The 23,284-nt window shown below is 66.7% G+C and carries 24 protein-coding genes and 2 pseudogenes; 5 read left to right on the plus strand and 21 right to left on the minus strand.

Annotation, left to right across the window (positions count from 1 at the left end; translation table 11 throughout):
• From A5686_RS07850 to fadD5, 5 genes are all read right to left on the minus strand, one after another.
• Positions 1-950 (minus strand): virulence factor Mce family protein (locus A5686_RS07850; RefSeq protein WP_067932801.1); only part of this gene is annotated, 950 nt, incomplete at its 3' end.
• Complete coding sequence (locus A5686_RS07855; RefSeq protein ID WP_067932804.1) at positions 947-2,254, minus strand: MCE family protein; 1,308 nt, start codon at positions 2,252-2,254, stop codon at positions 947-949. The genes A5686_RS07850 and A5686_RS07855, both read right to left, overlap by 4 nt.
• Before the next feature lie 5 nt (positions 2,255-2,259).
• On the minus strand, positions 2,260-3,129 hold the full coding sequence (locus A5686_RS07860; RefSeq protein ID WP_067932806.1) for an ABC transporter permease: 870 nt from the start codon (positions 3,127-3,129) through the stop codon (positions 2,260-2,262).
• A 1-nt stretch (position 3,130) separates the two neighbouring features.
• The gene (locus A5686_RS07865) at positions 3,131-3,946 is read right to left on the minus strand and encodes an ABC transporter permease (RefSeq protein ID WP_067932808.1); all 816 of its coding nucleotides are present in this window, start codon (positions 3,944-3,946) and stop codon (positions 3,131-3,133) included.
• Positions 3,947-4,248: 302 nt separating this feature from the next.
• The gene (gene fadD5 / locus A5686_RS07870) at positions 4,249-5,835 is read right to left on the minus strand and encodes a fatty-acid--CoA ligase FadD5 (RefSeq protein ID WP_067932810.1); all 1,587 of its coding nucleotides are present in this window, start codon (positions 5,833-5,835) and stop codon (positions 4,249-4,251) included.
• Between the two features lie 170 nt (positions 5,836-6,005).
• Between fadD5 and A5686_RS07875 the strand changes: the two genes are divergently transcribed.
• Positions 6,006-6,698, plus strand: coding sequence for a GntR family transcriptional regulator (locus A5686_RS07875; RefSeq protein WP_067932812.1), 693 nt, complete (start codon positions 6,006-6,008; stop codon positions 6,696-6,698).
• A 129-nt stretch (positions 6,699-6,827) separates the two neighbouring features.
• Here A5686_RS07875 and A5686_RS07880 read toward each other — a convergent pair whose 3' ends face one another.
• Positions 6,828-7,268, minus strand: coding sequence for an SRPBCC family protein (locus A5686_RS07880; RefSeq protein WP_067932813.1), 441 nt, complete (start codon positions 7,266-7,268; stop codon positions 6,828-6,830).
• A gap of 84 nt (positions 7,269-7,352) precedes the next feature.
• Positions 7,353-7,838, minus strand: coding sequence for a thioesterase family protein (locus tag A5686_RS07885; protein WP_067932815.1), 486 nt, complete (start codon positions 7,836-7,838; stop codon positions 7,353-7,355).
• A gap of 14 nt (positions 7,839-7,852) precedes the next feature.
• Between A5686_RS07885 and A5686_RS07890 the strand changes: the two genes are divergently transcribed.
• Entirely contained in the window at positions 7,853-8,965 is a 1,113-nt protein-coding gene (locus A5686_RS07890; protein ID WP_067933014.1) for an alcohol dehydrogenase catalytic domain-containing protein, read from the plus strand.
• On the opposite strand, the gene A5686_RS07895 is transcribed toward A5686_RS07890, so the two are convergent.
• The 10 genes and pseudogenes from A5686_RS07895 to A5686_RS07940 all read right to left on the minus strand — a co-directional run bounded on the left by A5686_RS07895 (position 8,962) and on the right by A5686_RS07940 (position 17,204).
• Positions 8,962-9,900 (minus strand): alpha/beta hydrolase, encoded by a 939-nt coding sequence (locus A5686_RS07895; protein ID WP_067932817.1) that lies wholly within the window; start codon positions 9,898-9,900, stop codon positions 8,962-8,964. The two genes, A5686_RS07890 and A5686_RS07895, sit on opposite strands and share 4 nt — an antisense overlap.
• A pseudogene (locus tag A5686_RS26500) lies at positions 9,897-10,535 on the minus strand (NAD(P)-binding protein). Before A5686_RS26500 ends, A5686_RS07895 begins: the two are co-directional and overlap by 4 nt.
• Positions 10,517-11,245: an SDR family NAD(P)-dependent oxidoreductase gene (locus A5686_RS07905; RefSeq protein ID WP_067932821.1), complete on the minus strand. Its 729-nt coding sequence runs from the start codon at positions 11,243-11,245 to the stop codon at positions 10,517-10,519. Before A5686_RS07905 ends, A5686_RS26500 begins: the two are co-directional and overlap by 19 nt.
• Positions 11,242-11,643: a nuclear transport factor 2 family protein gene (locus A5686_RS07910; protein ID WP_067932823.1), complete on the minus strand. Its 402-nt coding sequence runs from the start codon at positions 11,641-11,643 to the stop codon at positions 11,242-11,244. Before A5686_RS07910 ends, A5686_RS07905 begins: the two co-directional genes overlap by 4 nt.
• Entirely contained in the window at positions 11,640-12,398 is a 759-nt protein-coding gene (locus tag A5686_RS07915; RefSeq protein WP_067932825.1) for an HpcH/HpaI aldolase/citrate lyase family protein, read from the minus strand. Before A5686_RS07915 ends, A5686_RS07910 begins: the two co-directional genes overlap by 4 nt.
• Before the next feature lie 7 nt (positions 12,399-12,405).
• Positions 12,406-13,374, minus strand: coding sequence for a zinc-binding dehydrogenase (locus tag A5686_RS07920; protein ID WP_067932827.1), 969 nt, complete (start codon positions 13,372-13,374; stop codon positions 12,406-12,408).
• 1 nt (position 13,375) lies between these two features.
• Positions 13,376-14,551 (minus strand): cytochrome P450, encoded by a 1,176-nt coding sequence (locus tag A5686_RS07925; RefSeq protein WP_067933016.1) that lies wholly within the window; start codon positions 14,549-14,551, stop codon positions 13,376-13,378.
• 62 nt (positions 14,552-14,613) lie between these two features.
• Entirely contained in the window at positions 14,614-15,318 is a 705-nt protein-coding gene (locus A5686_RS07930) for an NIPSNAP family protein (protein ID WP_067932829.1), read from the minus strand.
• A gap of 4 nt (positions 15,319-15,322) precedes the next feature.
• Positions 15,323-15,886: a hypothetical protein gene (locus tag A5686_RS07935; RefSeq protein WP_067932831.1), complete on the minus strand. Its 564-nt coding sequence runs from the start codon at positions 15,884-15,886 to the stop codon at positions 15,323-15,325.
• 148 nt (positions 15,887-16,034) lie between these two features.
• Positions 16,035-17,204, minus strand: a complete 1,170-nt coding sequence (locus tag A5686_RS07940; RefSeq protein WP_067932833.1) for a CaiB/BaiF CoA-transferase family protein — start codon at positions 17,202-17,204, stop codon at positions 16,035-16,037.
• A 97-nt stretch (positions 17,205-17,301) separates the two neighbouring features.
• On the opposite strand from A5686_RS07940, the gene A5686_RS07945 reads away from it, so the two are divergent.
• On the plus strand, positions 17,302-17,988 hold the full coding sequence (locus A5686_RS07945) for a DUF427 domain-containing protein (protein ID WP_067932835.1): 687 nt from the start codon (positions 17,302-17,304) through the stop codon (positions 17,986-17,988).
• On the opposite strand, the gene A5686_RS07950 is transcribed toward A5686_RS07945, so the two are convergent.
• The 3 genes from A5686_RS07950 to A5686_RS07960 are packed head-to-tail and all read right to left on the minus strand — an operon-like array spanning position 17,972 to position 20,962.
• The gene (locus tag A5686_RS07950; protein WP_067932836.1) at positions 17,972-19,147 is read right to left on the minus strand and encodes an acyl-CoA dehydrogenase family protein; all 1,176 of its coding nucleotides are present in this window, start codon (positions 19,145-19,147) and stop codon (positions 17,972-17,974) included. The genes A5686_RS07945 and A5686_RS07950 overlap by 17 nt on opposite strands.
• The gene (locus A5686_RS07955; RefSeq protein WP_067932838.1) at positions 19,147-20,067 is read right to left on the minus strand and encodes an LLM class F420-dependent oxidoreductase; all 921 of its coding nucleotides are present in this window, start codon (positions 20,065-20,067) and stop codon (positions 19,147-19,149) included. The genes A5686_RS07950 and A5686_RS07955 overlap by 1 nt, the downstream gene beginning before the upstream one ends.
• 4 nt (positions 20,068-20,071) lie before the next feature.
• Positions 20,072-20,962 (minus strand): acyl-CoA thioesterase II, encoded by an 891-nt coding sequence (locus A5686_RS07960; RefSeq protein ID WP_067932840.1) that lies wholly within the window; start codon positions 20,960-20,962, stop codon positions 20,072-20,074.
• A 153-nt stretch (positions 20,963-21,115) separates the two neighbouring features.
• Between A5686_RS07960 and A5686_RS27880 the strand changes: the two are divergent.
• Positions 21,116-21,205 (plus strand): annotated as a pseudogene (locus A5686_RS27880) (SRPBCC family protein); the annotation flags it as partial.
• A 168-nt stretch (positions 21,206-21,373) separates the two neighbouring features.
• On the opposite strand, the gene A5686_RS07965 reads toward A5686_RS27880, so the two are convergent.
• Positions 21,374-22,216: a carotenoid biosynthesis protein gene (locus tag A5686_RS07965; protein ID WP_231986316.1), complete on the minus strand. Its 843-nt coding sequence runs from the start codon at positions 22,214-22,216 to the stop codon at positions 21,374-21,376.
• Positions 22,217-22,453: 237 nt separating this feature from the next.
• On the opposite strand from A5686_RS07965, the gene A5686_RS07970 reads away from it, so the two are divergent.
• Entirely contained in the window at positions 22,454-23,281 is an 828-nt protein-coding gene (locus tag A5686_RS07970; RefSeq protein ID WP_067932844.1) for an SMP-30/gluconolactonase/LRE family protein, read from the plus strand.
• The last annotated feature ends 3 nt before the right edge of the window (positions 23,282-23,284 follow it).

Raw genomic sequence — 23,284 nt, forward strand, 5'->3', positions numbered from 1 at the left:
ATGTCGCAGGCGTAGAAGTTCACGAAGTCCCCGTAGGAACCGATGGCACGCCCGATCATGTTCAACGCCGTCGGCACCTTCTTGAGGTAGTCCTGCAATTGGTCCTGCTGATCGATCAGCGGCTGTTGTACCGCATCCAGGTAGTTCAGCGTCTGGTGCAGCAGCCCGCGGTCCTCGGCCAGCAGGTCGGCAACCGTGCCGGCGGCGTTGCTGATGTGTGCGGTCCCGCCGGCCAATTGGTCCCCGTGGTCCTTCAGACCGGTGATCAGCACCTCCAGGTTGTTGATGGTCTGGTCGAACTGCTGCCGGTGCCGAACCGTCGTGTCCAGGACCGTGTTCAGGTTCTTGATGACCTCGCCGATGGCCTGGTCGCGCTCACCGAGCTGGCTGGTCAGCTGGGCGGTCTGGTCGAGGATGTCGTTGATGGTGCCGCCCTGCCCCTGGAAAACGGTGACCAACGCACTCGCGATGGTGTTGACCTTTTGCGGGTCGAGCGCCCGGAACAGCGGCTTGAACCCACCGATCAGGGCATCGAGGTCGAGTGCCGGCTGGGTGCGTGACACCGGAATGAATCCGTTGGGCGGCAGAACCTTGTCGGCCCCTTCGCCTTGACCGCGCTTGAGTTCGAGGTAGCGATTACCGATCAGGTCGAGGTAGCGGATCTGGGCGGTCGTCGACTGGTACAGCGGGATGGAGCGGTCGACGTTGAAGTTCACCTTCGCCCGCTTGCCACCGTCGACCAACTCCACGGTGTCGACCTTTCCAACCTCAACCCCGGAGGCGCGGACGAACTGACCCGCGCGCAGGCCGCTGACGTTGGTGAACTCCGCCGAGTACTTGTTGGTGGTGTCGAAGCGCATCTGGCCGAACACCACGATGATCATCACAGTGAAGACCAGCAGCACCACCGAGAAGATGCCGAGTTTGACGAGGGTTCCGGTGATTTTCATGGGTTGATCGTGTTATCCCCTACCTGACGGCCCCAGACGTACTCGATCGCATACGGCGATCCGGTGTCGAGGTGGTTGTACGGTGCGAGGCTGTTGCCGGTGTCCATCACCAGCTCCGGTGCGGGCCACAGGTCGTGGGTGAGGGGTTGCCAGCACCCTGGCGCACCGCCTGGGCCGCCGCGCGCGTTCACCCGCGGCAGGTTCTCCGGGTAGACGTAGGGGTTGGGCGCACCGCCGATCAGGCCGGCCGCGCCGCCGAGTCCCATCGTGAGCGCGGCGACGGCTACCAGGGACAGGGGGTTGGCGACCAGTCCCAAACCGGACAGCGCCTCGGTGTGGGCGACCAGCGAGTAGCCGTTGCCGCCCAGGAAGGATGAGGCTTTGGGCTCGATGTCGTGGTAGTTGCGCACCGTGCAGAACAGCTCCGGGCTGTAGGTGTCCAGCAGTTCCGCGGTCGGGACCAGGTCGGCCGCCCCGCGCGCCAGATACGGGCCACCCTTGTTGAACAGATCCGCGCCCGTGTTGCCGAACCCGGCCGCCGACAACAACGCCTGATCCAGATCCTTTTGCTGGGCATTGATCGTGCGCGAGGTGATCACCGCATTGTTCAGGAAATCCAACAGATCCGGCGACGCGTTCGCGTACGTATCACCCAATGCGGCCAACTGCTGAATGTCCTTGCGCGCCTGTGGCATCTGCGGGTTCACGTCATCGAGCAGCACGTTGGCGTTGGTTATCGACTGGCCGAACTTCTCCCCCAGCCCCGACAGAGACTGCGCGGCGGCACTCAATGTCAGATTCAGCTTGACCGGATCGACCTTCTCCGAAATCGAGGTGATCGTCTGAAACAGGGTGTTGATCTCGGTGGTCACCGAGCGCGCGTCGATCACCGTGCGCGGCGTGATCTTCTGCGGCGACGGGTTGGCCGGGGTAGTCAACGACACATACTTGCCGCCGAACACCGTCGTCGCCTTGATGTCGGCGTTGACGTTCGACGGAATCAGCTTCAAGTACCGGGGATACACCTCGAGGGTGAACTTCGCCGCCGGCTTACCGTCGCGCACCGTCTCCGAGATCGACCCCACCCGCCCGATCTCCACACCGTTGTAAGTCACCTTCGAACCCGGATCCATCACCAACCCGGCCCGCGACGCCAACATCGTCAGCTGCGTCTTAGGGGTGAAGGAACCTCGGAACTGCCCATACACAAGGGCCAGCGCCAGTGCGAAGACGACCAGGAGCGCCACGCCAGCCAGCTTGTACGGCGGGGTCCGCGGTGAATTGATCTGAATCGGTCGGGCCATGGCGGTTACACCGTGAGTGCGAAGTTCGGGTTGACGCCATACAGCGCCAACGCGGCGGACAGCACGACAACCTGTACCGACACCAAGGAGAAGCGCATCGACCGACCGACGGCCTCACCCACACCGACCGGACCACCGCCAGCGTTGTAGCCATAGAAGCAGTGGGTGATCATCACGACCGCGGTGATGAGGATCGCTTCCACGAACGACCAGAACACGTCCTCGGGGCGCAAGAACGTCCGGAAGTAGTGCTCGTAGGTGCCGTTCGACTGCCCGTAGATCACCGTGGTGGTGATCTGTGGGGACAGGAAAGTCATGATGATCGCCATGGAATAGATCGGGATGATGACGACCAGCCCCGCCATGATGCGGGTGGTCGCCAGGAACGAAATCGATTTGATGCCCATCACTTCCAGGGCATCGACCTCCTCGCTGATGCGCATGGCGCCCAGCTCCGCCGTGGCGCCGGCACCGACCGTGGCGGCCATGGCGATGCCGGTGACGACGGGCGCGGCGATGCGCACGTTGATCAGCGCGGCGAAGAAGCCGGTGAACGCCTCGACGCCGATGTTGCCGAGCGAGGCGAAGCCCTGGATGGCGACCAGCGAGCTACCCGACAATGTCACGAAGCCGACGATGGCGACGGTGCCACCGATGACCGCCATCGCGCCGGTGCCCATGCCGATCTGGGCGATCAGTCGCAGGGTCTCTTTGCGGTAGTTGCGCAGCGCGTGCGGAATGCTGCCGAGGGCGGTCGCGCCGAACCACGCCATCTGACCGATGTCGTCGAGGCCGCGGGCCGCGGCGAGGCCGTAGCGGTCGAGGTTCTCTGCGGCCCGCGGGAAGCGGGAGCGAAAGACGGCGGTAGTCGACACGTCAGTGCCCCGTCCCGAACCGCACGCCGATCGTCGTCAGCACCACGTTGACGGCGTAGAGCGCGACAACGCAGAGGACCACGGTCTCGTTGACCGCAGTGCCCAGGCCCTTTGAGCCACCGCTCACGGTCAGGCCGCGGTAGCAGCCGACCAGGCCGGCGATGAGGCCGAAGACGGCGGCTTTGACCGTCGCGATGACGACCTCGGGCAACCCGGTGATGGTGGTCAGGGTGGCCAGGTACGCACCGCCCGATACGTTCTGCAAGTAGACGCCGAAAAGGTAGCCACCGACCAACCCGACAGTGATCACCAGGCCGTTGAGCAAAGTGGCGACCAGGGTCGCGGCGAGCACTCGAGGTACCACCAGGCGGTGGATCGGGTCGATGCCGAGCACCTCCATCGCGTCGATCTCTTCGCGGATGGTGCGAGCTCCGAGGTCCGCGCATATCGCCGTCGAGCCGGCGCCGGCGACGACCAGCACCGTGGTCAGCGGGCCGAGCTGGGTGACTGCGCCGATTGCCGCGCCGGCGCCAGACAGGTCGGCGGCTCCGAACTGAGCGAGCAGCACGTTGAGCGTGAAGATCAGCAGCACGGTCAACGGGATCGAGACGAAGACGGTCGGCAGGAACGCGACCCGCATGATGAACCAGCACTGCAGGATGAATTCGCGCCACTGGAACGGCCGCCGGAACAGCGCCTTACCGGTCAGGACGCACATCCGGAAGAACCCTCCGACGAGCGTCAAGGGCGTCTGTACCTGGTCGCGCACGTAGCTGACCAAGTAGGGGCCTTGCCGATTCGTCGGCGTTGAAGTCACCGCTGCCCCCTCTGGCCGTCACCGCGCGCCTCGTGGCGTCGCGGCGAATCGTGTAGCACGCTTCGCCCCCTCACCGCTATGTAGCTGGGGGTGCCTCCACCTCGCCCCGGCTTGCTGCCTGTGACCATCGGCTCCCTACCGGCAAGTAGTAACGGAGACCACAGGAATGTACCCGATGGCCAAGCACGTGTGAACCGCATCCGCACAATTAACCCTTCGCCGACAGCTGGCAAACGTTACAGCTCCCGTCAACCTTCCTCTCTACTCCTAAAACCCTTTGCCCGAGAATGGATTTAGTCGATTCATCCGACTCCGTACCGGACGCGTAGTTCAGTCTTGAGCACCTTCCCGGCCGGGTTGCGCGGCAGCGCATCGACGATCTCGAGCGCCTTGGGGTGCTTGTATCGCGCCAGCCGCTCGGTCAGAAACTCGTCGAGTTGATCGAGCCGCAAATTGTCGTCCGCGACAGCGGCCACCGCGATGGGCACTTCGCCCCACTTGTCGTGGGCCCTGCCGATCACGGCAACTTCCACGATGGCGGGGTGGCTGGCGAGGACGTTTTCCACCTCGGCGCAGTAGATGTTTTCGCCACCGGAGATGATCATGTCCTTCTTGCGGTCGACCACCCATACGTAGCCTTCCTCGTCCATGCGGACGAGGTCTCCGGAGTGGAACCAGCCGCCGGCGAACGCTTCTGCCGTGGCCTCCGGGTTGTTCCAGTAGCCGCTCATCAAAGTCGGTGCGCGGTAAACGATTTCGCCGACGTCACCGATCGGCACGTCATTCATGTTTTCGTCGACGACGCGCGCGGCCACGGTGGGGATGACCTTGCCGACCGACCCGCGTTTACGAATGGCGTCTTCGCCCAACAGCATGCACGTGACCGGCGACATCTCCGTCTGGCCGAACGCGGCCAGTATCTGGGCGCCGGGGAACGTCGCCGACATCTCCCGCAGCAGCGCGTCGGGAGCCGGCGCGGCCCCCCACGAGATCACCCGCAATTTCAGGTCACGCGGACGGGCCTGCTGTTCGGCGCAGACCGCCTGCCACTGGGCGGGTACCAGGAAGATGCCGGTGACCTTCTCCGCGGCGAGCACGTCGAGCAGCTGCCCGGGCTCGAACGCGCCCAGCGGGTAGATCACCGTCGGGATGCCGAGCAGCATCCCGGTCAGCATGTTGCCGATGCCGGCGATGTGGAAGAAGGGCACGCCGATGAACCCGACGTCGCTGTTGATGTCGGCGCCGTTGGTGTACAGGCCGGTCATCGTCTGGCCGGTCAGGTTGGTGTGCGTCAGCACGGCGCCCTTGGGCCGCCCGGTGGTACCCGAGGTGTACATGATCAGCGCCGGCGAGTCGTTCGGAATGTCGACCGGCCGGTGTTGTTGTCCGGATTCGTTGATCAGGTCCTCGTAGCCGAGCACGCTGTCGTCGGTCTGACCACCGGCCACCACGACGGTGCTCAACAACGACTCGATGTCGCGGACTCCGGTGGCCACCGGAGCCAGCACGGATTCGGTGACGATGAGACGCGCCTCGCAGTCTTGGACCAGGAACGCGATTTCGGCCGCGGTGAGGCGGAAGTTCAGCGGGACCGCGATCGCGCCGAGCATGTTGACGGCCAGCACCGACTCGACGAACTCGGTGCGGTTGAGCATCAGGATCATGACCCGGTCACCGAATCCGACACCGCGGCGGCTCAACGCATCGGCCAGCGCCGCCACCCGGCTGCGCAGGTCGCCCCACGTGAGGGTTTTGCCCAGGAACCGCAGCGCCGTCGTTCTGGGCTGCATCAGCGCATGCCGTTCCAATTGGTTCACCCAGTTCTGTCGCCGGGCCAGGTACGGCTGCTCGTCCGCCTGCGTCTGATGGTTCACCAATTGCGCGGTCAACCTATGCACTTCCCTTCACTCGCGCACCGCTTGCGCCAGGTTGATATTTGATAAAACTTAGTGTTGTGTGGGTCACACTAAGGCGTTGACGGCCCACTGACAAGTCCGCGTTAACACCCGTCAAAACTCAAACCCCGTCCCGCCAAGCCCACGAAAGCCCTGGCAGTCCCGTGAACGCACCGATATCAATGCAGCCGAGGAGTCGGCGGCCGCTGCGTCGTGCGCAGTTGTCCGACGCCGTGGCGGGCCATCTGCGGGCGGCCATCATGTCCGGCGCGCTGCGCCCGGGTACGTTCATCCGCCTCGACGAGACGGCGGCCGAGCTTGGCGTCAGCGTCACCCCGGTGCGTGAAGCCCTGCTGAAGTTGCGCGGCGAGGGGATGGTGCAGCTCGAACCGCACCGCGGCCACGTTGTGCTCCCCTTGACCCGGCAGGACATCGAGGACATCTTTTGGCTGCAGGCATCGATCGCGCGTGAGCTGGCGGCCGCGGCCACCGACCACATCAGCGACGCTCAGATCGACGAGTTGAACCGGATCAACGACTCGCTCGCCGCGGCCGTCGCGTCCGGAGACGCCGAGACCATCGCGGGCATCGAGTTCGCGTTCCACCGCGTGTTCAATCAGGCGAGCGGCCGCATCAAACTGGCTTGGTTCCTGCTCAACGCCGCGCGCTACATGCCGGTGCTGGTCTACGCCGCCGACCCGAACTGGGGACAGGCCGCCGTCGACAACCACCGAAAGCTGATCGCCGCGCTGCGCCGGCGCGACACCGCCGCCGTGATCGAACACACCGTGTGGCAATTCACCGACGCGGCCGCCCGGCTGACCGAGATGCGCGACCGCACGGGAATCTTCGACTAGCGGCGATCGCGAGCGCGGCGAAGCCGGGCGAAGCGGGTCGCCGCCATGAGGACGCGGCGATCGCGAGCGCGGCGAAGCCGGGCGAAGCGGGTCGCCGCCATGAGGACGCGGCGATCGCCGCCAAGAGACCTAGCTTGCGGCCAGCTGCTCGGCGCGCTGCTTCAGGCTTTCGGCCAGATGATCGAGCACGTTATTGAGGAGTTGCTTCACCATCGGCGCCGGCACCGGCATCGAGGTTTCGACGTCCAGATCCACCGTCAACAGGCTCGACGCTCCCAGCGATACGACGCTGAACAGCTGCTCCTGCTTGGTGAAGAGGTCGCCCTGCTGCAGGACGGTCTGGATCTGGTTTTCACCGGGGTAGTACACGGCCTGGATGAACATGCTCTGCATGCCTTGGTAATCGGTGTCGAGCCGCAGCTGGCTGGGGCGCCCGTCGTCGTAGCGGGCGAGCACCCAGAGGCCCTTGATCTCCTCGTTCCACTGCGGGTAGGCCTCGAAGTCGCCGACGATCTTCATGATCAACGTGGCGTCGGCGTCCACCTCGACGGTCTTGCTCATGACTGGCATGCGCGAAGCATAGCCGGGCCGACGAGGCCTCCTTGGGATGCCGTCGTTGACCCCTTTGCTGACGAAAGCCCTGATGCCAGGCGGTTATTGGTCGACGGCGGCGGTCGCCAGCAGGGCGCGCACGGAGTCGGGGATCGGGACGGACTTGCGGGTGGCGCGGTCGACGTAGACGTGCACCCAGTGCCCCAGCGCGGTGATGGGTTGTCCCTGGCCTGCAGCGGGCTGGTTCGGGGCGGCCCGGAACACGCCCAGCCGGTAGGTGACGCTGCTGCGGCCCAGCCGCGTGACGGCCAGCCCCACCACGAGGTTCTGTGGGAATTGCAATTCGGAGAAGTAGCGGCAGCCCGATTCGGCGACGATGCCCAAGGCGGGCGTGGTGATCGGGTCCAGCCCGGTGCTGGTGTTGATCCAGGCGTTGATCGCCGTGTCGAACAGCTGGTAATACACGGCGTTGTTGAGGTGGCCGAACATGTCGTTGTCGGCCCACCGAGTTCCGACCGGCCACTGCACCGGAAAGTCGTTGCTGGTCAGCCCGTCCGGTGCGGGCGGAACTAAGGAAGCCGACGCCATGGTTGTATTCCAACATGTCTGGAATTCGGGGCGCGGTACTGGAGCACATCGGGTCACCTCGGCCCTATGCCCAGTCGCGACCGATCACCGTCACAGAACTCGACCTCGCGCCCCCTGGGCGCGACGAAGTTTTGGTCCGCGTCGAGGCGGCCGGCATCTGCCATTCCGACCTATCGGTGGTGGACGGCAACCGGGTGCGGCCGATGCCGATGCTGCTCGGCCACGAGGCCGCCGGGATCGTCGAGCGCCTCGGCGAGGGCGTCGACGATCTCGCCGTCGGGCAACGGGTGGTGCTGGTGTTCTTGCCGCGGTGCGGTCATTGCGCTGCGTGCGCGACCGAGGGCCTGACGCCGTGTGAACCGGGCAGCGTGGCGAACGGCGCCGGCACCTTGCTCGGCGGCGACATCCGGCTCAGCCGGGCCGGCCATCCGGTGCATCACCATCTCGGTGTCTCTGGCTTCGCGACGCATGCGGTCGTCAATCGGGCCAGCGCCGTCGCGGTGCCCGGCGACGTGCCGCCCGAGGTCGCCGCGCTGCTGGGTTGCGCGGTGCTCACCGGTGGTGGCGCGGTGCTCAACGTGGGTCATCCGCGTCCGGGCCAGACCGTGGCGGTCGTCGGGCTGGGGGGCGTGGGGATGGCGGCGCTGCTCACCGCACTGACCTACGACGGCGTTCGCGTCGTCGCCGTCGATCAGTTGCCGGAGAAGGTGGCCGCCGCCCGCCGCCTGGGAGCCCACGACGCCTACACGCCGCGGCACGCCACCGACGCCGGGGTGAAGGCCGCGGTGGTGGTCGAGGCCGTCGGTCATCCGGCCGCGCTGGAAACCTCGATCGCCCTGACCGCGCCCGGCGGACGCACCATCACCGTGGGTCTGCCGCCACCGAGCGCGCGAATCAGCCTGTCGCCATTGGGTTTAGTCGCCGAGGGCCGGTCGTTGATCGGCAGTTACCTGGGTTCGGCGGTGCCCAGCCGGGACATCCCCCGGTTCGTCGAGCTGTGGCGGTCAGGCCGGCTGCCGGTGGAATCACTGGTGTCGTCGACGATTCCGTTGGAGGGCATCAACGAGGCGATGGACAACCTGGCCGACGGCATCGCCGTACGACAGCTGATCAGGTTCGACGGCTAGTCGCCGTGCAACGCGCTGGACAGGGCGTGGCCTTGCAGCGCAAACAATCGTTGCGAGCCCGCCCAATCGGGCAGCAGTGAATCGAAGCCGTGACAGGCGCGCGTGAAAACGTGCAACTCGGCCGAGACCCCGGCGCGCAGTAGCTGCCACGCGTAGCCGATCGCCTCGTCGCGGAACGGGTCGATCTCGGCGCAGGTGATCAACGCCGGTGGCAGTCCGGCGATTTCGTCTCGACGCGCGGGCACCGCGGCATCGGACGCCTCGGCAGGTCCCAGGTAATGGCGCCACATCAAGTCGGCGGCCTCGCCGTCGAACGCCGGACTGGTGCGAAACTCCACCTTCGATGGGGTGACCCGGTCGTCAAGCACGGGTTGGTGGAGCAACTGGAACGTCACCGGCGGCAGTGCCCCGTCGGCGGCCCGCTGCGCCAGGCATGCGGCCAACGCGCCGCCGGCGCTGCTGCCCGCGACGGCCAGACGCGCCGGATCAACCCCGAGATACCCCGCGTTCGCGGCAACCCACCCCAGCACGGCGCTCGCGTCCTCGAGACCCGCCGGGAAGGGGTGTTCGGGGGCGAGCCGATAGTCCACCGAGACCACCGTGCAGCGGCCGCGGCGCGAAAGCTCAACGCATTGCCGGTGATCGGTGTCCAGGTTGCCCAGCGCGAAGCCGCCGGCGTGGCAGTACACCACGCCCGGTGCCGGGTCCTGGGGCCCACCACAATAGATGCGCACGTTGACGCCGCCGGCTTCCGTTGGCACGGTGTCCTCGACGATCCGCACCCCGTGCACATCTGTCTGGGTGGCGGTCAGCCGGCGCCGTTCGTTGAACGGCGCACGGATGAGTTGTATTGCGGCAAGCGAAAACTCGGTCCGTGTCACAGCGATGTCGCGCAGCATCACATCAAGTCGGTCGGCGCCGTCCAGCCCCGTCATTGCACACCCCGCTCCGAACCGGTGACCGCATCGGCTGCCGACGCGGTTGGTGCGGCGAAGCGGAAGCCGGCCGGCCTGAGCCTGCGCGTCATGCCCCAGAAGGGGCGCGCGCTGCGCCGCCACTGGGTGACCACGCGTCCGTTGGGAGCACGGAAGTAGTTGCTGCACTGCGTGGTCCAGACGGTGCCGCTCATCCATCGATCGACCTCGGCGACGAAGTCGGCCAGCGCGACGGGTCGCACCGCGAGGTAGCGCTTGCCCCTACGCCGCACGTATGTCAACGCCCGCACGATGTAGCGCTCCTGCGCCTCGAATTTCGTTGCGCAGCCGCAGCCGCAGGTGCGGGTGCAGGCCGTATCTGTCGGCGCAGCGCTGGAAGTAGTCCAGCAGGATCTCGGGCTGCAGGGACCACAGTCGCGACCACTCGGCGTTGAGATCGAACGAGTGGGAATAAAGGTGCGATTTGACGCCGCATGCCAGTCCGGAATAAGTGTTGATCCGCCAGGTTCCCCCGCGCCGTCTTCCCGGTCGAAGATGGTGAAGTTGTCAAACCCGCCCCGTGACAACATGATTCCCGGTGCCAGCCCGCCGGGCCCGGCGCCGATGATGCCGACGCTCATCGGGTCTGCAGGCATTGCCCACCATCGATGACGAGTTCGGAGCCGGTGATGAACGATGCCTCGTCCGACACCAAGAAGGCCACGGCGTCGGCGACTTCACCGGCCTCGCCTATCCGCCCGAACATCGATGCCGCCGCAAGCCGTGCCTGGGTGACCTCGTCGAGCATCGCTGTGGCGATCGGCCCGGGGAAGACGGCGTTGACCCGGACGCCCGAGGGGGCGAGTTCGGCCGCGACGGTCTGGGTCAGGCCGCGCAACGCCCACTTCGACGACCCGTAGGCGCTGTGTTGCGGGAAGGGGCGAATAGCGCCGGTGCTGCAGATGTTGACGATCGACGCGTTCGGCGCCTCCCGCAGCTGTCCCAGGACGGCGCGCATCCCGAGAAACGGGCCCAGACAATTGACGCGCCAAGCGGTTTCAAAGCCGGTGGGAGTCTCCTCGGTCAGCGACGCCCGATGCAGCACGCCGGCGCAGTTGACCAGCGTGCTCAGCGACCCGAAGCGACCGACGGCCGCGGCGACCACCGAGTTCCACTGCTCGGCTGAGGTGACGTCGAGCTCGAGGGCGATCAGGCCGTCGTCGCCCGCTTCGTCGACCGCGGTGATCAGTTCGCCGGTCCGGGTGTCGCACGCGGCCACCGAAAATCCTTTGTCGCGCAGTCGTTGGACAATGGACCAGCCCTGCCCGCCGGCGGCACCGGTCACCAGTGCGACGCGTTCATTCATGCTGAACTCACCTCCGGGCTATCGGCCAATCCGGCCTCGGTGATGAAGCGGCAGCGGCGCCGCGTAAAGCGCCACTGCCCGCCGACGCGGTCCAGCTCGTCGTCGTAGATCGCGGGCCGCACCTGAAGATCGCCCGCGCGGACGAACAGCACCTGAGATCTGGCGGTGGCGCGCTCTCCCTCGACCTCGATCCGCGCGCTGCCGGTCAGGTGCAGGCCGCGGGCCGCCGCGCGGAACATGCCCGCGATGCCGTCATGGCCGGCGAAGGTCTTGCCGTAGACCAGGAATTCGCCGTCGGGTGCGAACAGCCGGACGCATGCGTCGACGTCGCCGACATCAAGTGCCAGGGCGTAGCCGGCGAGCAGCTCTCGGATCCTTGCGTGGTCGTCGTCGATCATCGCGTGGCCTCGCGCAGGTGCTCCGCCGCGCCTCGTCGCAGCGCCTGCGCCTCGGCCGCCAGGGTGATCATGTCGAATCCCAGCTGCGCCATGGCATGCCCCGTCTTGCCGTCCCCAGCGTGAATGCCGGTGACCAAGCCCGCGTCCGAAGCCGCCCGGTGGATGCGCACGATCGCGTCGAGCACGTCCGGGTGCCGGGTGGCGCCGACGACGCGGACGCCCAGCGAGATGGCCAGATCGGCGGGCCCGACGTAGATTCCGGTCAGCCCGTCGACGGCGCAGATCTCTTGGATGCCGGACAGCGCCGCCGCAGTCTCGATCATCGCGAACACCCCGACCCGTGACTCGTGGGTGGCGGGGTCGTGCCCCAGGCTGGCGCGCAGCGGACCGAAGCTGCGCACGCCCCTCGGCGGGTAGCGGGTGGCGCCCACCGCGGCGGCGGCCTGGTCCGCAGACTCGATCATCGCGATGACGACGGCGTCGGCGCCCGCGTCGAGCACCCGCCCTATCGGCGCCGCCTCGGCGTTGGGCAGGCGCACCACGGTGCCGACGGGCACGTGCTCGATGCGGCGCAAGATGCCGGCGATGCCGGCGTCGTCGAGATAGCCGTGCTGCGCATCGAAGCCGACGTAATCGTAACCGGCGCGGGCGAATTCCTCCGGGCCCAGCGCCGTCGGGCCGGTGACCCAGCCGCCGAATATCGGGGTCTTACCGCGCAGCGCCAGCTGCAGGCTGCTCGGCGAGGTGTCTGTCATGGTCGGCTCATCCGGCGATGGCGATCTTGATCCGTTCGACGACCGGCCGGCAGGCTAGGTCGAAGGCGTCCTGCACCTGGTCGATGCCGAAGGTGTGGGTGAGGTAGGCGCCCAGCAGCCAAGGGTGCTCGGCGGCGAATTTCCCGGCAAGCTCCAGCATCCGCCGCCGGTCCAGCGTCACACCGGATTTCAGCGTCAAGTTGTTGCGCAGCATCCCCCGCATGCTGATCGGATACATTTCGTCGTCGGCGACACCGAAGTAGAACACGGTGCCGCCGGGGGCGGCCGCGTCGATGGCGTGGTTCAGGGTGGCGACCTGGTGACCCACGGCCTCGATGACCACGTCCGCGCGGTCCGCGGGCCCGAGGTGACTCACCCAGCGGTCACTGGTGGCGCGCACCAGGTCGTCGACTCCGAAAGCCGTTGCCAGGTCACGGCGATCGATCGGGTCGACCCCGGTGACGCGTCGCGCGCCCGCCGTTTTGGCGACGTAGGAGAACAACAGGCCGATCGATCCCTGGCCGATGATCGCGACGTGCCGGTCGGCCAGATCGCCGAGTTGCTCGCAGGCGTAGAGCACACAGGCCAATGGTTGCAGGCCGACCGCCTGGGCGGGGGTCAGCGCCGGGTCGTAGGGCGCCAGTCCGTCACCGTCGCTGACAACGCGTTCCATCATGCCGTCGAAACCGGATGCCCAGCCAACGACGTGATCGCCGGGACTGTGGGCGGGATGCCGGCTGGCGATCACCTCGCCGGCGACCTCGTGTATGGGGAAGCCGTCTTTTTCGGGACCGCTTCGGCCGTCGTCTCCCGGGAGCCGTCCCTTGGCGCCGCGAAACGCCGGAAGATCGCTGCCGCAGACGCCCGCGGCCGAAAACCGCAACAGCACCTGCCCGTCGGCCAGGCACTCGGGTGTCTTGTCGTCGATCGTGGTGCGCTCGAACAGATACGGCGCGATGATCCGGTAGGACCACACGTCAGACCTCCACCGGGATGTTGTTCCAACCCCATTGGAAGCTGGACGGCAGCCGAGTGGCGGCTTCGGCCTGGATCGCGTAGTCGGGCACCCGGCGGAGCCATTCGGCCAGCAGCACAGCCACTTCCAGGCGCGCCAGATGATATCCGATGCAGAAGTGCTGGCCACGGCCGAACGCCAGCGAGCGGCGGATCGGCCGATCCCAGATGAACTCGTCAGGGTAGGGGTATTCCCGCTCGTCGCGGTTGGCCGATGCGAGCAGGGTGATCACACGCTGTCCCGGATTCAGAGTTTGGCCGTGAATCTCGAAGGGCTTGCGCACCGTTCGCGCAAACCATTGCGCCGGCGCACAGAATCGGATCATCTCATCGCGTGCGATGAGCACGTTGTTCTCCAGGTCGGCGCGCAAGGCGGCAAGCTGCTCGGGCCGCCGGTGGAGCTCCCACAGGCCGTGGGCGACGATTTTGGGCACCGTCTCGGTTCCCCCGATGAAGATGCACAGCATCTGTGTCGCGACTTCCATGTCGTCGAGCGCGCTGCCGTCGGGCAGGCGATAGTCCAGCAGACCATCGACCACGTCGAGCGGCGCCGCGGACGGATCGGCCCGGCGGCGGGCAACCGCCGGCAGCAAATATTCGAAATAGTTGGGTCGCGCCTGCCCGGTGTCCACGCCGACGCCGGGCTGGGCGAGGCTGCCGGCGTTGACGGTGGCAAGGACCTGCGGTGCGAGATCGGCGGGGATGCCCAGGAGTTCGCAGACGATGGCGGCCACCACGATGCCGCCGTAGTCCTGGGTGAGGTCGAAGGTGCCACCCGCAAGCAGCGCATCAAGGCGCTCGTTGGCCAGCGTGCGGATCCGGCCTTCCAGGTCTTTGACCGACCGCGGCCGAAACGGTCGGGAATGGGTACGCCGGATCTCGCCGTACAGGTCGGCGTCGAACATGGCGTGAAACGGCAACGGGTGCAGGGGCGGATCGGGGACCGGGCCGCTGTTGTGTTGCGCCAGAACCGATGCCGGCGGCAGCGTGCCCTCCGAGGCGACGAACGTGCCGTTATTGACTTCCAGCACCGTCCAGATGTCCTCGAAGCGCGACAGCGCGAACGTGTCCCACTGCGGCATGTAGTACACCGGATGGTGGTCGCGCAGTATCCGGTAGTACGGCAACGGGTTTGTCATCACCGCCGCGTCGAAGGGATCGTAGCGGAAATCGTTGACGTTCACAGCGTTCGGTCGTTTCGTCACTGTAGCGGCGACGGCGGGAGGGCCTGCAGAATGGAATCCTCCCAGCCGTCCCGCAACGCGGGAGCCACGCTCATCCACGTGACGATCTCGGCCGGGGGGCTCTCCTTCCAGGACGGATAGTGCTCGGCGAAGCAGTCCCAGCCGCCGTCCAGCGCCCAGTAGTGGATGACCTCGTTGTAGCGGAAGGTCGTGGTGAACGAACCGAGCCAGCGTTTACCCGTGCGTTCCGACCACGGAACGTAGAGCCGTTCCAGTTCGCGGATGTAGTCGTCCTGGCGTCCCGGTTTGGTCTGCATGATCTCTTGAATCACCAGCGGCGCGGTGAAATTGACCTCGCGCAGTTGGGCGAGCGTCTTGTTGCTGGGCCCGGGGTACATGATGCGGCCCTCCCCCGAGGCGCCGATGTCGGCAAGGAATGCCGACCACTTACCGGACGCGGCATCGTGGCTGCCGCCGCGAGCCTGCGCGGCACCGATCCTGGCGTAGTCGGCGAAACCGTCGATCTCCCAGATGACCGTCGCCTGCGGCCAGTGACCGTTGTACGGCGTGGATTCCCAGATCGCGAAAAGCCGAGCGCCGAGCTGCTCCATCATCGGTTGATAGGTGTCGGCGAAGATCTCGGTGAACCGGTCGCTTCGCCCGGACCCCAGCGAGATCGTTTCGTGCAAGTAGAGCAGCGTGTGTCCGAAGTATTTCTTCATCGGGCTAGTCGAGCCGGATGAGCTCTGCGTCAACCCCCAGGCCCACGTCACACAGCAGCGTCTCGGTGGCATAGACCGTCGCTCGCGGAATGCCCGCCGCCGCAAGCGCATAGCCCTTGAACATCCGGGCCGCACCGCTGAGCAGATGCTGCGCACGCGTCGTCGCGCGGTTCACGCTCAAAGGCCATCCTTCACCCCATAAAGCGACCTCGATCAGTGGGTTGCTCAGCGACTCGAGCACCGCCTCCCGGACCCGGTCGTCGGCAGTGAATGCCTGCGCGCTGACGGCCAGGCCCGTCGAGCGCGCCCCCAGCTCGTCGAGCTCCGGCTCGAGCTCCGCTGCCCGTACCCCCAGGATTCGCAGCGACGGGGTGTCGCAGCGTCGCGGGAGCAACACGGTCACTTCCCAACCGGCCATGGCCCGGTCGTAGAGCCAGCCGCCGGCCGATTGCACGACGTCGACGGCGCTGGCCGCGACGACGTCGAGCCGGTAGCGCAGACCCTCGCCGTTTGCGCGGGTTGCTTTCGCAGCGCTGCTGTTGCTGATATCGAATGTTGGAGCGGCCATCGATCCATTCCTCACCGCCACTTCGCTGACGGGTCTCAAGCGCTTGTCATGGGCTTTCTCAAGGGCTGGAGCCGCTTCACGCGCCGGCGATGCGACTCACCGCACAGGGTGACACTTCTGACGAAATTTGTAAAGCTTCCCTGGTTCGTCAGGAACCGCGGCGCGCCTTGAGGTCGGCTAGCACTTCCTCGGTGTGCTGCCCGAGTTCTGGTGCCGCAGAACGCGGTGCCCACGGAGTCCCATGAAAATCCGCCGGTGTGGCCACCATCGGCACGGCGGCTTCGCCGTCCGGGACGTCAACGATGCCACCCGCGGCGTGGAACTGCTGGTCGGCGACGACGTCCTCGAGGGTGTTGATCGGTGACCAGAAAAAGTCCGGTTCGCCGGCGAACACCTCTGCCCACGCGTCGAGTGGCCGCGAGGCGAAGATTTCATCCAGCGCGGCGATCAGCATGGTCGAGTTGACGGCGCGGGCACGGGCATCGGCGAACCGCGGATCGTCGCGCCACTCGGGCCGGCCGACCGCGCGGCACAACGCCGGCCAGTGCCGCTCGGGCTCGAGGCCGACGATCCAGAACCGCCGCCCGTCGGCGGCGGCGTAGTTGTTCATGCACGGGTTGCCCATCGTTTCGCGCTGGCCGATCGCGATGGGCTGCCCGCTCATCAGATAGGTGTTGAGGTCGAAGCTGACCGTGTAGGCACCCTGCCGGTAGAGCGAGGTGGACACCAGCTGACCCGTCCCGGTCCGTTCGCGCGCGAGCAGGGCCGCGCACACGGCCGCGGCCATCGTCATCCCGGCGGAGTGGTCGCCCATCCCGCCGCGCTGGAATGGGGGCGTGTCGCCGGGGCGGGTGAGCAGGTGGGCCACCCCGGCCCGGGACCAGAACGCGGCGACGTCGAAGGCGGCGCGGTCGGCGTCCGGGCCGCTTTCGCCGTATCCGGTGATGAGCCCATAAACCAGTCGGGGGTTGGCCGCCGACACCGGCCCGAAGTCCAGGCCGAGCCGTTGGAGCGCGCCGGGTCGCACATTGGTCAGGAAAACGTCTGCGTCGGCGAGCAATTCGAACGCGGTGTCACGTCCCTCCTCGGTCCCGAGGTCCAGTACGACGCTGCGCTTGGACCGGTTGTCCATCTCGAACGGCGGGTTCAAGCCCAGATCGCAGCCCAGCATCCGGCCGAACATGCGCCCCGGATCACCGGTCGGTGGCTCGATCTTGATCACGTCGGCGCCCCAGTCCGCCAAGATGCCGCCGGCGGCCGGTCCGGCCACCCAAACCCCGAGTTCGACGACTTTGACGCCTTCCACCGGTCCCGCCATGGGTTTACCCTAAGCGCCGACCTTGGGCGCCAAGCACCGGAACGGCCCCGATTTGGTCTACCCGCCCCACGCTCGACGGCCTTATAGGCTTTCAAGCATGACTCTGGTGGCCGGTCGCGGTCCGCTCAGCAACGATCCCGCGGGGCGCTTCTCGCCCGCAATACCCGACGACGTCGTCTACGTCGAACCGCATCCGCGGCGCGTGCAGGCCGTCAAGGACGGCCGCGTGGTGATAGACACCGAGCGGGCGCTGATGGTGCACCGGCGCGGCCGGCCGCTGAGCTACGCCTTCGCTGCCGACGAGGTCGGCGACTTGCCGAGCGAGCCGGAACCCGAAGCGCCGGGCTTCGTCCACGTGCCCTGGGACGCGGTCGATACCTGGATGGAAGAGGGACGCAAACTCGTGCACTACCCGCCCAATCCCTATCACCGCGTCGACTGTCGTCCCACCCAACGCCGCTTGCGCGTCCGCGTCGCCGGCACCACGCTGGTGGACACCGACGACACCGTGATCCTGTTCGAGACCGCGCTCGCCCCGCGGCTCTACGTCGATCCGGCTCACGTGCGCACCGATCTGCTGAAACGTTCCGAGACGTCGAGTTACTGCAATTACAAAGGGTTTGCGACGTATTGGACGTTCGTGTCGGGCGACCAGGTTGTCGAGGACGTCGCTTGGAGCTATCCCGGCCCGCCCCCGGAAAGCCTGCCCATCAAGGGATTCCTCAGCTTCGACGACACCCGCGTCGAGGTGTCGGCCGAGCTGCCGGTCAGCGGCCGTAGCTAGGGCGCCCGAGACCCAGCTCGTGCTGGGCGATCATGTTGCGGAACACCTCCATGGTGCCGCCGTAGATGCCGGCGGGCACGCCGTGCCGATAGATGAACTCGATGGCACCGTCGTCCGCGGAACCCGGTGTATCGGTGGGCAATGTCGACGCCGTCCCCAGCAGGTCCATCAATTCGTGGGAGACGTCCCGCATGGTCTGGATGATCGCTACCCGCCCGTACATTCCGGGCGTCGACATGGCCGCCTCGATGCGGGCCATGCTGCGGCCTAGCCGGTATTTGGTCGCTTCGTCGTCGATGAGGCGCCGACCGGTCGCATCGGGCGTGGCCAGGACCGCCGCGACTCCGTCCGCCGCCTCGGCCATCAGGTGGCCGTGCTCGGATAGCATCGAAATGTTTTGCAGGCCATGGTCTTCTGGGTCGGTAATGCCGTGTTCCGCGTCGAGCGCAGACCGCATCACCGTCCAGCCGCCGTTGACCTCCCCGATCCGATACAGATCATCGACCCGCACGTCGCTGTAATACACGATGTTGGTGCGGTCACCGTCCAGCGTGCGGATGCCCTGGATCTCGATGCCGTCGGAATCCAGCGGTACCAAAAACATGGTCAGGTTCTTGTGTCTGCGTCCGTGCGGATCAGTGTTGGTGAGCAGGAAGACGTACTTGGCATTCTGTGCGTTCGAGGTGAACATCTTCGAACCGTTGATGACCCAGCTCGATCCATCCCGCACGGCCCGGGTCTTGCAGGTGGCGACGTCGGAGCCGCCTTCGGGCTCGGTGTAGCCCAGGCAGAGCCGGATCTCCCCGGACAGCACGCCGGGCAGTATCGCGTCGGCGAGTTCGGCCGCCCCGAATTGCTTCACCAACCGCGCGACGGTTGCGGTGGTGCCCCAGTGGAACCACGGCGTGTGAGCGCGGCCGATCTCGAGGTGGAAGATCCGCCGGCGCACCGGATTGAATCCCCCTTCGGACTCCAGCTTCCAATCCGACGCCAGATAACCCGCCTCGCCCAACGCCAAATGCACTTGTTCGCTGAAGTTTTCGCCAGTCTCGCGATCACGTTGCCGCACTTCGTCGGTGACGTGTTCGGCGATGAACGCCCGGGTCTCATCGAAGAATTTCTGATCCTCGGGCGAAAGCTCGACGCGGGAGAAGTCCATCAGGCGGTATCGACCACGAGGGTGCGGAACCTGTCGAGCGTCTCGAGCGCGTGCGCCATGCTGTCGCCGGGCAGGTGCATGCCGACCCAGGTGACACCCAGCTTCGCCAACTCCTCTAGGCCCTCGAGGTAGGCGTCGGCGTTGAAGTCGTCGCTCGCGGGACTGCCGCCCTCGAAGTTGGTGAAGGTGATGTCGATCGCCGACCAATCCCGGCCCGCCGCATCGCATCTGCGGCGCAGATCGTCGATCCCGCGTGCGAGCTTCTGCACCGAGTCGATGACGGCCGTGCCGGCCGTCTGGGCCAGCTGCGGCGGCGCCGGGAACGGGCACCAGCCGTCGCCGTACCGGACCACCCGCTGCCGCGATGACGACGTATTGCCGCCGATCCAGATCGGCGGATGCGGATCGCTCACCGGCCTGGGATGCGCGGTGATGCCGCGCGCGCTGAAATGCTTGCCCTCGAACGAGATATCGTCACCGGTCCAGATGGCCCGGATCACCTGTAGCGATTCCTCGAACAGCTCGGCCCGCTCGTCGAAGCTCACTCCGAGTGCCGCGAACTCGCGCTTGAGGTAGCCCACGCCCACCGCGAGCGTGAAGCGCCCACCGGAGAGCAGGTCCAGGGTGGCGCCGGACTTGGCCACCACGAACGGGTTTCGGTACGGCAGCACCACGATGTTGGGGATCAACCGCAGCGTGGATGTCGTGGCTGCCGCGAAACCCAATGCGACAAAGGGATCCAACGCATCGTGTCCGCCGGCCTCCAGCCATCGCTGCGAGGGCGCCGGGTGATCGGTGAAGCCGAAACCGTGAATCCCGGCCGCCTCGCATGCCGCGGCCACCTTGCCGATACCGTCCCCGCTGACCAGCTCCGGGTTGTAGGGATGGCTGTGCATCGGGTGGGTGATGGTGAACCGCATGGTCTTAGAACCGCGCGCGCGAGTCGATCGCCGTGTCGCTGGTGCGCAGCGGCCGGATCAGCGCCTCCTGGGCGAACGATGCCAACAGCTCGCCCTCTTGCGCGTGCACGGTGCCGCGCACGTACGACATGCCCGCGCCGACCTGGGTGCTCTCGTGCGTGTAGAGCAGCCAACCGGTCCAGTCCACCGGTTCGTGGAACGCCACCGAGATGCTCATCGGCGCGGTGGACACGGTCAGGTGCGCCTGGGCGGTGCCGATGCCCTCATGCGCGCGCATGGTGGTCGAGATCCCAAGATGCCCGGTGAAGTACGCGAGCAGCGCCTTGGCCAACTCGTCGCGGGTCGGGATCGGATCGTAGTGCAGCCACGCGTAGAGTTCCGGCGGGCCGACCTCGTCGGGGCTGTTGACGTCGACGACGTCGACCAGGCGCAGCTCGCGACCGATCATCGGCATCGGCGAGGGGTGCGCGTCGGCCGGGGCGGCGACCTCCGGGCGCGGCAGGTGGTGCCGGATAACGTCGTCGGTCGGGACGTCGGCCAGCACGGTGACGCTCAGGCAGCGCCGGCCGTTCTGGTGCACGGCGACCACCGCGGTGGCGGTGGACCGGCCTTCGGATACGACGTCGAGGACCAGTTCGATCGGCGGACCGACGACCACGGCGCGCGAGAACACCGCGTGCGCTGAGCGCACCGATTTATCGGGAAAGCGCTTCGCCACCGCGACAATCGCCTGTGCCAGCACCTGGGTGCCTTCCACCACCTGGCGTTCGTCGCCTACGGCGATGCCGGTGTCACCGGTGAATCGGTCGTCCCCGTCGGCCTGCACGTCGAACAGATCCAGCAGGCCCTGCACGGTCCATTCGGTCTGCGCGGATTCCTCAGACGCCTTCGTCAATCCAGTTCACCTCTCGCGCTCGCAGCTCAGCGCTCAGCGTGACACTTTGAGCAGCTTTTGTAAAGCTTGGCTAACAAGACGGCGGCCCGGCCGGACGGCGGAACGGCTGAAAGCCCAGGGAGGCAACGCCATTGGACATCGTGACGACCACTTCACATCGCCAACTTGCCGCAGCTGCCGCTCAAGGTCGGCGACACCCGGGAGGAAGCCGGTCCCGACGGTGACCGCGTCTTCAGCTGGCGGTCCACATCCAACTCCTTCATTGGCGCAGCAGAACCACTCGGCGGTAGCCAAGTCGCCCCTCGATGACCGCCTCATTGTTGGTGCGCAACACGCACTACGACGCGCACCGTTTCCAGATGGTGCCCCTCACAAGTCTGTAGCGCGAACACCGTGTATCGGCAAGGCGAATCAGCGAAGCGACGGCTGACGGCCGTAGAGCCGGAGCAACGCGGTGAGCCCGCTGAACACAATGGTGAATAACGCCGCCGACGCACATGATTCGTAGACGTCGGCGATCGCGATCGTCTTACCGCCGCGGACCGCGACGCCGTCGGGAGGATGGATCAGGCTGGTGAAGACCTGGGTGGTGGTGGAAAGCCAGAACAGGCACGGCAGTAGCCAGTAAGTGCGGGTTCGGATGACGGGGCGTCCGGGGAATCGCGTCTCGATGAGCGCGACGAGCTGAAAGATCAACCAGCCCGTCAGAAGCCAGCCGAGAAAATTCGTCAGCGGGACACCCAGCGCGCCGGTCGGGTGGTCATAGGAGTACCAGTCGTGCGCCGTCGCCCCCAAGGGGTCGTACACCAGGTCATAACCCCCCAGGATGAATGTCGCCACGATGGGTGTCGTAAATCGTTCGGCCTTACCGACAGCCACACCAGGTGCGGGTCGCATGATCACGCGGGCAAGCGCCCAGGCCAGCCAGCCGAACATGATCCAGCTGGCGATGGCCACCGGGGGGACGCCAAGGGGTTTCGGACCGGGTAGGTGATGGGTGTAGGAGCCGAAGGGGAAACCGGTCGCGACGCCGATTGCCTCCAATGCGAACGCAACAACGCCGGCGATGACGACGAATGCGGCCATGCCTCGTGCGGAGTAGCCCAGCCACGCATGGACGATGACAAACAGAATGAGAAATCCCATTTGGGCGGCCCCGGCTTGAGTAGCCAGCGACGGACGCACCGCCGTGACCGCCGCCGCGAGCAGCGTGAGGACGAGCAAGACCCAACACGATGCCCTGAGAATTTTCAACCGTGCCTCCGTTGGCCGGGCGGTCGCGTCAGCGTATCGACTGCTACCAACCTTGTCGAGCGCGGTGAAACCCCTCGCTGTCGGCGGCCAGCAACGTGGTATCGCGGCGCCGACGTGCCAACGCCGAGCACACGATCGTCGCGTGCGAACTCGCAGGAGATTGACACCGGCACCCGCGGTGCATGACACTTTTGCGATGTTTTGTAAAGCGGACCGATTTGCCGAAGGCGGGGACGAATGATTCCCGAGCCGCTGGCCAACGGATTCTGCTTCGGCGAGGGGCCGCGCTGGTTCGAGGGCCTGCTGTGGTTCTCCGACATGCTGGGCGAGGCCGTCCACACCGCGACCATGGGTGGCTCGCTGACCACGCTGCCGCTGCCCGGGCACTCGCCGTCGGGCCTGGGCTTCCGGCCCGACGGGTCGCTGTTGATCGCCTCGACCGAAGACCGGCAGGTGCTGCGCTATGACGGCGAAACCGTGGTCACCATCGCCGATCTGGCCGACCTGGCACCCGCGGCACTCGGCGACATGGTCCTCGATGACGCGGGCCGCGCCTACATCGGCTGCCAGGCATTGCGCGGTGGGGTCATCATTCGGCTGGACCCCGACGACAGTGCGACCAGGGCCACCATCGTGGCCGAAGACCTCGACTTCCCCAACGGCATGGCGATCACCCCGGACCGCGGGACGCTGATCGTCGCCGAATCGACGGCCCGGCGGCTGACCGCATTTTCCATCGCCGGCGACGGCGGGCTATCCGATCGCCGGGTATTCGCCGACGGCCTCGACGGGCCGCCCGACGGCATCGCGCTGGACGCCGAGGGTGGGGTGTGGGCGTCCATGACCCTGGCCCATCAGTTCGAGCGGATCGTGGCGGGTGGCACCGTGACCGATCGCATCGACATGGGCGACCGGGTCGCCATCGCCTGCGCCCTGGGCGGTCCGCAGCGCCGCACGCTGTTTCTGTTGTCGAGCACGGAGGCCTATCCTCAACGCCTGGTCGGCACCCGGCTTTCCCGGTTGGATGCCGTCACGGTGACCACTCCCGGCGCCGGCCTGCCCTGACCC

Origin of the sequence: Mycobacterium sp. E2479 (assembly GCF_001667925.1) — a bacterium.
In the GTDB taxonomy this organism is placed as follows: Bacteria; Actinomycetota; Actinomycetes; order Mycobacteriales; family Mycobacteriaceae; genus Mycobacterium.

Coding starts and splice junctions, on each gene's coding strand:
- A5686_RS07855 (WP_067932804.1), bottom strand. CDS start 2,254: ATGGCCCGACCGATTCAGATCAATTCACCGCGGACCCCGCCGTACAAG.
- A5686_RS07880 (WP_067932813.1), bottom strand. CDS start 7,268: ATGCCAGTCATGAGCAAGACCGTCGAGGTGGACGCCGACGCCACGTTG.
- A5686_RS07885 (WP_067932815.1), bottom strand. CDS start 7,838: ATGGCGTCGGCTTCCTTAGTTCCGCCCGCACCGGACGGGCTGACCAGC.
- A5686_RS07890 (WP_067933014.1), top strand. CDS start 7,853: ATGTCTGGAATTCGGGGCGCGGTACTGGAGCACATCGGGTCACCTCGG.
- A5686_RS07895 (WP_067932817.1), bottom strand. CDS start 9,900: ATGACGGGGCTGGACGGCGCCGACCGACTTGATGTGATGCTGCGCGAC.
- A5686_RS07905 (WP_067932821.1), bottom strand. CDS start 11,245: ATGAATGAACGCGTCGCACTGGTGACCGGTGCCGCCGGCGGGCAGGGC.
- A5686_RS07910 (WP_067932823.1), bottom strand. CDS start 11,643: ATGATCGACGACGACCACGCAAGGATCCGAGAGCTGCTCGCCGGCTAC.
- A5686_RS07915 (WP_067932825.1), bottom strand. CDS start 12,398: ATGACAGACACCTCGCCGAGCAGCCTGCAGCTGGCGCTGCGCGGTAAG.
- A5686_RS07925 (WP_067933016.1), bottom strand. CDS start 14,551: ATGACAAACCCGTTGCCGTACTACCGGATACTGCGCGACCACCATCCG.
- A5686_RS07930 (WP_067932829.1), bottom strand. CDS start 15,318: ATGAAGAAATACTTCGGACACACGCTGCTCTACTTGCACGAAACGATC.
- A5686_RS07935 (WP_067932831.1), bottom strand. CDS start 15,886: ATGGCCGCTCCAACATTCGATATCAGCAACAGCAGCGCTGCGAAAGCA.
- A5686_RS07940 (WP_067932833.1), bottom strand. CDS start 17,204: ATGGCGGGACCGGTGGAAGGCGTCAAAGTCGTCGAACTCGGGGTTTGG.
- A5686_RS07945 (WP_067932835.1), top strand. CDS start 17,302: ATGACTCTGGTGGCCGGTCGCGGTCCGCTCAGCAACGATCCCGCGGGG.
- A5686_RS07950 (WP_067932836.1), bottom strand. CDS start 19,147: ATGGACTTCTCCCGCGTCGAGCTTTCGCCCGAGGATCAGAAATTCTTC.
- A5686_RS07955 (WP_067932838.1), bottom strand. CDS start 20,067: ATGCGGTTCACCATCACCCACCCGATGCACAGCCATCCCTACAACCCG.
- A5686_RS07970 (WP_067932844.1), top strand. CDS start 22,454: ATGATTCCCGAGCCGCTGGCCAACGGATTCTGCTTCGGCGAGGGGCCG.